The organism is Desulfothermus sp., from assembly GCF_053993635.1.
The window spans coordinates 1-7,527 of record NZ_JBMYBT010000030.1 but is presented as its reverse complement, the minus strand read 5'-3'; the positions used below and the strand labels follow the sequence as shown (position 1 = coordinate 7,527).

The 7,527-nt window shown below is 32.8% G+C and carries 6 protein-coding genes; 5 read left to right on the top strand and 1 reads right to left on the bottom strand.

Annotated elements, in window-relative coordinates:
• Positions 1-263 (bottom strand): bifunctional ornithine acetyltransferase/N-acetylglutamate synthase (locus tag ACY2V1_RS02400; protein ID WP_461833201.1); only part of this gene is annotated, 263 nt, incomplete at its 3' end.
• Between the two features lie 351 nt (positions 264-614).
• Between ACY2V1_RS02400 and ACY2V1_RS02395 the strand changes: the two genes are divergently transcribed.
• The 5 genes from ACY2V1_RS02395 to ACY2V1_RS02375 form a co-directional block, all read left to right on the top strand.
• The gene (locus tag ACY2V1_RS02395) at positions 615-1,769 is read left to right on the top strand and encodes an NADH:flavin oxidoreductase (protein WP_461833200.1); all 1,155 of its coding nucleotides are present in this window, start codon (positions 615-617) and stop codon (positions 1,767-1,769) included.
• Positions 1,750-2,181 carry a PPC domain-containing DNA-binding protein gene (locus ACY2V1_RS02390; protein WP_461833199.1) on the top strand — a complete coding sequence of 144 codons (432 nt, stop codon included), beginning with the start codon at positions 1,750-1,752 and terminating at the stop codon, positions 2,179-2,181. The genes ACY2V1_RS02395 and ACY2V1_RS02390 overlap by 20 nt, the downstream gene beginning before the upstream one ends.
• Positions 2,182-2,208: 27 nt before the next feature.
• Positions 2,209-4,311, top strand: coding sequence for a sensor domain-containing diguanylate cyclase (locus ACY2V1_RS02385; protein ID WP_461833198.1), 2,103 nt, complete (start codon positions 2,209-2,211; stop codon positions 4,309-4,311).
• Between the two features lie 3 nt (positions 4,312-4,314).
• Positions 4,315-5,214 (top strand): transporter substrate-binding domain-containing protein, encoded by a 900-nt coding sequence (locus tag ACY2V1_RS02380; RefSeq protein WP_461833197.1) that lies wholly within the window; start codon positions 4,315-4,317, stop codon positions 5,212-5,214.
• Positions 5,204-7,527, top strand: a 2,324-nt coding sequence (locus tag ACY2V1_RS02375) for a PAS domain-containing protein (protein ID WP_461833196.1), incomplete at its 3' end; no start/stop codon positions are given. The genes ACY2V1_RS02380 and ACY2V1_RS02375, both read left to right, overlap by 11 nt.

The following is a 7,527-nucleotide window of genomic DNA, read 5'->3' as shown; positions in this document are numbered from 1 at the left end:
TTGTTGCAGTTATAAATTCCCATCTCTCCAGTCCCTGCATTTGCAATACCTGAATTTATGACAATTCCCTGAGCCTTATAACTATTTTGTTTAAGTTTTTTTTGACATACATATATGGGAGCGGCCTTAAACTTATTTGTAGTAAATACTGCGGCAACAACAGCTGGTTTTTCTGATAAAATTAACCCTAAGTCATCTCTGTTTTTGTACCTGAAATTTGCCTTTGCTGTGGAAAATGTATATCCTTTAGGAACAGGAATCATAAAAGTACTCCTTTACTTTTAATTTTGTATTGTTATTTTGCTTAGATACGAAAATTAGTTATTTTTATATTAGGTATTTTAATAGGTTATTTTTAAATTCCTCTATTACGGCTTACGAAGTGACAATATCAACAAATTAATAAAAAGACAATTGAGGATAAGTCTAGCTAAATTTATGGGTTAGCGGGATAAATTGTTCAATGTTCAACGTTCGACGTTCAATGTTTAAGAAACCGAAAACCAAAAATTTGAAATTTAGAACATAAAACTTAGAACTTAGAACCTAGAACATAGAACTTAGAACGTCCTAGAACCTTTATGAAATCCAATAAATCCAAAAAGGAAAGCGCTATGTCAAAGAATGTATTTTCAGAAATAACATTTAAAACTTGCAAAATAAAAAACCGATTTGTTCGTTCAGCCACCTGGGAAGGAATGGCCACAGAAAAAGGGGAAGTTACGTCAAATCTTATCAGAGTCATGGAAGAACTGGCAAAGGGAGAGGTGGGGCTCATAATCACATCTCACGCATATGTGGACAAAAAAGGTCAGGCAAGTCCATGGCAACTGGGTGTATATTCAGATAAATTGATTGATGGACTTAAAAAGATTCCAGAAACAGTTCATAAATACTGTTCAAAGATATTTTTGCAAATTGCCCACAGTGGAATCTTTCATTTCAGCCCTCATGGTCAAGCTGGTATAGGACCTTCTGATTTTGAAATAAAAAGCGATTTTAGATCTGCTCAGGCCATTGCAATGACCAAAGATGAGATACATGATGTAGTTGAAAAATTTGCCCAAGCAGCAAAAAGGGCAAAGCTGGCTGGATTTGATGGAGTCCAAATTCATGCAGCCCATGGATATCTTTTGAGCCAATTTTTGTCTCCATATTTTAATAAAAGACAGGATGAGTACGGCAAAGACATAAAGGGAAGGTCAAAGCTTCTTATGGATGTATATTTAAAGATAAGAGAGAAAGTGGGAGAAGACTTTCCTGTCATAGTAAAGATAAATTGCGAGGACTTCTTAGATCCCCAGATGACCTTTAAAGAGATGCTTTATGTATCAAAGCTCCTCCAAGAAAATGGAATTGATGGAATTGAGATGAGTGGTGGGACACTCATATCCAAGGACTTGATTCCTTCAAGGGCTAAAAAGATTGCAAATAAGCTAGGGGAAGTATATTATCTAGAACACGCAAAACAATTTAAGCAAGAACTCTGTGTTCCTCTGATTTTAGTAGGAGGCATAAGAAAATTTGATGTGTGCAATGAGTTAGTTAAAAATAATATCTGCGATATGGTGAGTATGTCAAGGCCATTTATCAGGGAATCCCACCTTATTGCTAGATGGAAACATGGAGATTTAAGAGATGCCCTTTGTGAGTCTTGTAATATGTGTTTTAAACCTGCTCTGCGAGGTGAAGGATTATATTGTTATATGGAAAAGAAATTAAAGGAAAAAGAAAAAAGGAAGATTAAAAATGATTTTAAAAACATTTAATTTAAAAAATGAAGTAATTGTAGGCAGACTTTTAAAAGGGAAGGATTTAATTTTAGAACTCACAAAAATATGTGAGGAAAATAATGTTATTAATGGAATTATTGAGGGAATAGGGGCGCTTGAATATGTTACAATTGGATATTATGATCAGAAAAACAAAGAGTACATTGTAAATAGAATTGATAAACCAATGGAGGTCTTATCTTTAAAAGGCAATGTATCAATAAAAGATAATAAGCCCTTTATCCATGCCCATATAGTTTTAGGTGACAGGAAAGGAGAAGTATTTGGGGGTCATCTCAATGAAGGTAGTTCAGTATTTGCGTTTGAGTACTGTATAATTCCATTTGAAAAAGGATTTTTTGTAAGAGAATTTGACCAGGAAACTTCTCTTTATCTATGGAGCATGTAGTTTTTGGATTGGGGAGAGATGGAAGTTATGGAGAAAAAGATAAATTTATTACAAAAAATAGATAAAATAAGCCGAAATAAAAATTGTTGTTGCAAAGATTGGGATAGGCGAGAGCTTTTGGAGCTTGTAATCGATTCCTTTTCTGAGGGAATAGTTGTCTTAAATAGTGAGGGAAAAGTTTGCTTTTGTAATAGAGTAGCTGAGGATATCTTAGGTTACAGATTAGAAGACCTTATTTGCGAAGAGCTTCACCCTCTTTTTATTAAAGATAATAAGGTATTATCTGAGGTTAAGGAAGAATTTAAGCTATTTGCCTCTACAGGGACGACTTCAAAATTTCATAAACTTCTTGAATTGAATATAAAGGCATGTGGCAGAGAGAAAAAAATACAGCTGGTATTAAAACCCTTGAAATTTCAAGGTGAATGGCTCGCCTTAGGAATTTTGTCCTATGTACCAAAAAAAAGGGAGTTGAACCAAGAGATTTTTATACTTGAGAGAAATTTTCAGTTAATATTTGACGCAGCAGCAGATGCAATTTTATTATTGGATAAAGATGGTACAATTATAGATACAAACTTTAGAACTGTAGAATTTTTTGGAGGAAATAGAAAAAATGAGTTAATAGGTAAGACACCTTATGATGTATCCCCTGAGTTCCAACCAAATGGTAGGCCATCAAAAGAAATGGCATTAGAAAAAATTAGTAGTGCTTTTTCGGGAAGACCTCAGCGTTTTGAATGGATGCACAAAAGGCTTTATGATGAAACTATCCTGTTTTGTGACATAGCCCTATCCAGGGTAGATTTGCCCCAAGGCCCTTATGTGCTAGCCATTTTAAGAGATATATCCCAGAGAAAAATCCTTGAAGAAGAATTGAAAAAGAAAAATAGATTAATTTTTGAATTATCAGAAACAGCACCAGTAGGAATAATTAGATTTAGTGCAAAAGGTGAGATTGAATATATGAATCAAAAGGCCAAAGAGATTTTTAGTTATATGGGAGGTAGGTCTTTTGAGAGGGATTGTGTAAAATCCATATTAAAAAAATATGACTTACTTACCTTAATAGAAGAGAGCAGCAAATATAGTAAAGCCAATTTAAAGGAATTCCTTATAAATATTGAAAATGGGAAAAAATGGCTTCAGGTGATGGTTGACCCTATTGAGCCGAGAAAAAATAGTCCAGTTAGAATGATTTTAAGAGATATAACCTCAGAAAAGATGGTTGAGCTTGCAAAAGAAGCAGAGCAAAGAAAAAGTAAAATCTTACTTGAGAGCTTACCACATCCTGCATGGTTAGTTACTAAAGAGAGAAAGATTATTGCCCAAAATAAGGCCGCAGAAATGATGGGCTCAAGGGTGGGAGACTATTGCTGGAGATCTATTTTGGATTCCAAATATATTTCTCATGAAGCAAGAAAGACAATGGAGAGGACAGGGATTATTTTCCCAGGAATTAAATGTGTGTTTTGTATGGCGGATGAGGCCCTGATAAGTCAACAACCTAAAGAAATGGAGCTTGATATAGAAGGTAAAACTTATGATGTTTTTTGGATACCTGTAGATAAAAATCTTTATTTACATTATCTTATTGATGTCACTAAGTATAAACAATTACAGGACAAATTGATAGAATTGTCAATGAAAGATCCCTTGACTGGACTTTATAACCGCAGGTTCTTTGAAAAGAAATTCGAAGAAGAAAGGGAGAGGTGCAAACGTTTTTCCAACACTTTTAGTATCATAATGTTGGATATTGATGACTTTAAGAAGATAAATGACACATATGGACACAATGTTGGAGATGAAGTATTAATAAATATTGCCAACACAATAATGAAAAGAATAAGAAAAATTGATATTGCAGCCAGATGGGGTGGTGAAGAATTTGTAATTTTATTGCCTGAAACAAATTTAAAAGATGCAGTTCTTGTAGCTGAAAATATAAGAATTTCAATAGCAAAAATAAAAACACCAAAAGTAAAAAAGATTACGGCAAGTTTTGGTGTTGCAGAATATAGGGATGGAGATAACTTATACAAACTAATAAATCGTGCTGATGAGCAGTTATATAAAGCAAAAAGGGATGGTAAAAATTTGGTTTGTTATAAAAAACAAAGGAAATAAGAAATGTATATTAAAAAAATTACAAAATTAATGTTGTTGTTTGTTGCTATCTTTCTTGCTGCAAAGTCTATTTATGCATTTAATTTAACTGAGATAAAGAAAAGAGGGGTGATAAGACATTTAGGGGTGCCGTATGCCAATTTTGTAACAGGGGCTGGGGACGGATTTTCTGTGGATTTAGTAAAATTGTTTGCAAAATATATAAATGTGAAATACCAATTTGTAAAAACAGACTGGAAACATGTAATTCCCGACTTAATTGGAAAAAAGATTGAGGTAAAGGGAAATCAGGTACAAGTTATAGGGGAATCTCCTATAAAAGGAGATATTATTGCAACAGGTCTTACTGTGCTCGATTGGAGAAAGAAGTTGGTCTCATATTCATCTCCAGTTTTTCCAACACAAATATGGCTAATATCCAGATCAGACTCTAAATTGACCCCAATTAAGCCGACAGGTGATATTTCCAAAGATATTTTGGCTGTTCTTCTTAAATTAAGGGGAATGTCTGTTTTAAATGTTCCAGCTACATGTCTTGATGCATCTTTATATGGTCTTAAAAAATATGGAGCTAAGATAATAGACTTTAATAAAAATTTAAATGAGCTTGCTCCTGCTGTGATAAATGGAAAAGCTGATGCTACTTTATTAGATGTGCCAGATGCATTAGTAGCCCTGGAAAAATTTCCTGGATTGATTAAAGTCATAGGACCCCTTTCAAAAAGACAGGTTATGGCCTGCGCATTTCAAAAAGATGCCACTGAGCTGAAAAATACCTTTGAAAAGTTTTTGAATAAAATCAAAAAAGATGGGACTTACATTAGATTAGTAAAAAAATATTATCCTGCAGTATTGGATTATTATCCTGATTTTTTTGGATATGGGAGAAAAGGTGAAAGGTAAAAATTTTTTTCAAATGCTTAGAGAAAGTTTACTGTTAATTGCTGTATCTTTTTTGGTGGTATTTATTGGTATTCTAGTTTTTTTTAATTATAAGGCACAGGTGTCTTTGGAACAGGCAGAGATAGAACGCATTAAATCAAATATAAAAAATCGTGTTATAGCCCTTAGTTATTTTTTTACAGAGAGAAGAAATGATTTAAATGAATTATGTGCTTCCAAGAGTATTAGTAGTTTTTTTGAAAATAAAGCTCTTGGTATGTCCATGGAATATGGCCTTAGGGCCTCGTTATTGTCCATTCAAAGAGAATTTAAATATCTTTTGACTAGTAAAAAATTGGGAGGAATAAATATTTACAAACGTATAGTGTTTGTAGATTCATCAGGTAAAATATTAGTAGACACGAAACCCAAATATCTTCATGAAGTCGATTATATTAAGTGGAGACAGTTATTGTTTAAAAAAAGATCTAATCCTTATTTCTTTTTTTATAAAAGTCATAATAAGTATGAACTGTTTTTTTCTGTTCCATATTTTTTTAAAAATAAGTATGTGGGACAAATATTTATACATATTAATCCACAAAGTGTATACAAATTACTTATACTAAAAGATAGCTATATTTTTTTTAAAAGCAAAAAACACACAATTTATCTTAATAAAAATGTTTTTTGTGACGCTCAGGACTTTTTTTTAAAATATCCTAAAAAATTATGTCAAGATAATAAATTCCTTTTAAGGTTAAAACAAAATCCAAAACAATGTTTTGTAATTATTACTAGCACGCCTATAAAAGAGAGTAGCTATTCCATTCTTATAATGCATCCCTATGATAAACATTCAAGTCTGAAAGTATGGTTATATCCATTATCTCTTTCCTTTTTGGCAATATTATTGCTTATAGGACTTTTTATATCTCAAAGAATAAATTCCCAAAATTTGGTATTAAAAACAAAGTTAGAAGAATCAACTAAATATCAAAGAGAAATAGAACAGAAAAATATTGAGCTACAGAATGAGATAAACAGAAGGAAGGTTTTAGAAGAGAGACTTAGAAAGAGTGAAGAAAAATATAGATCTATCTTTGAAAATGCCTTGGTAGGTATATTTCAACTTAGTATTGATGGAACTTTCATTGCAGTAAATCCTAAATTGGCCTCACTTCTAGGATTTGATAACCCAGAAGAAGTACTGGATTTTTATACAGACATTTCCACTCAATTGTTTGTGAATACAAAGGAGGAGGAAGAATTATTAAAACAGATTAAGGAGCAAAATTTTGTTGATAAGTTTGAGGTTAAGCTCAGGAAAAAAGATGGGACGGAGTTTTGGGCTGCACTGAGTATAAGAGTGGTAAAGGGTGAAGACTTAAAAACCTCTCATTTTGAAGGAGTATTGGTTGATATTAGTGACAGAAAAAATATGGAAGAGGAATTAAAAGAGATAAATATAAACTTACAAGAGGCACTGATAAGGGCAGAAGAGGCTTCTAAGGCTAAAACTGAATTTTTGGCAAATATGTCCCATGAAATTCGTACTCCAATGAATGGAATAATAGGTATGCTTTCCCTTTTAAAAGATACTGAATTAAGTGATGAACAAAGACATTTTTGTTTGGTTGCTCTAAATAGTGCTAATTCCCTCCTTGCTCTTTTAAATGATATATTGGATCTGTCAAAGATTGAAGCGGGAAAATTGGAATTAGAGGAATTAGAGTTTGATATTTACGAACTTATAGATGATGCAGTAATGGCAATGGCGGTTTCTGCCCAGCAAAAGGGTTTAGAATTAATTAATTATATTGATCCAATTGTTCCCATTAAGGTTTTTGGAGATCCTGTTAGGATAAAACAGGTCCTCAACAATTTAATAGGAAATGCCATAAAATTTACACACAAAGGAGAAATAGTAGTAAAAACAAATTTTGTATCGCAGAGAGATAACATGTTGACCATAAGAATTGCAGTAAAAGATACAGGGATTGGAATTCCAGAGGAAAAACATAAGAAGTTGTTTGAAAAATTTACCCAGGCAGAGACTACAATTGCAAGGAAATACGGAGGAAGTGGGCTTGGATTGTCAATTTCAAAACACCTTGTGGAATTAATGGGAGGAGAAATTGGGGTTTTTAGTAAACAAGGCAAGGGGTCAGAGTTTTGGTTTACTTTGCCTCTTAAAATACCGCAAGGAAGAATGGAATATCTTGAAGTTCCAGAAAAAATAAAGGGTCTCCACATCCTGGTTGTAGATGACAATATTACTTTTTTAAAACACCTAGTTTCTTTTTTAAAGGGGGTTGGCATCAGGGCTCAGGG

Excerpts from the sequence above, each read along its gene's own strand:
- ACY2V1_RS02395 (WP_461833200.1), top strand. The coding sequence starts at position 615 with ATGTCAAAGAATGTATTTTCAGAAATAACATTTAAAACTTGCAAAATA.
- ACY2V1_RS02390 (WP_461833199.1), top strand. The coding sequence starts at position 1,750 with ATGATTTTAAAAACATTTAATTTAAAAAATGAAGTAATTGTAGGCAGA.
- ACY2V1_RS02385 (WP_461833198.1), top strand. The coding sequence starts at position 2,209 with ATGGAGAAAAAGATAAATTTATTACAAAAAATAGATAAAATAAGCCGA.
- ACY2V1_RS02380 (WP_461833197.1), top strand. The coding sequence starts at position 4,315 with ATGTATATTAAAAAAATTACAAAATTAATGTTGTTGTTTGTTGCTATC.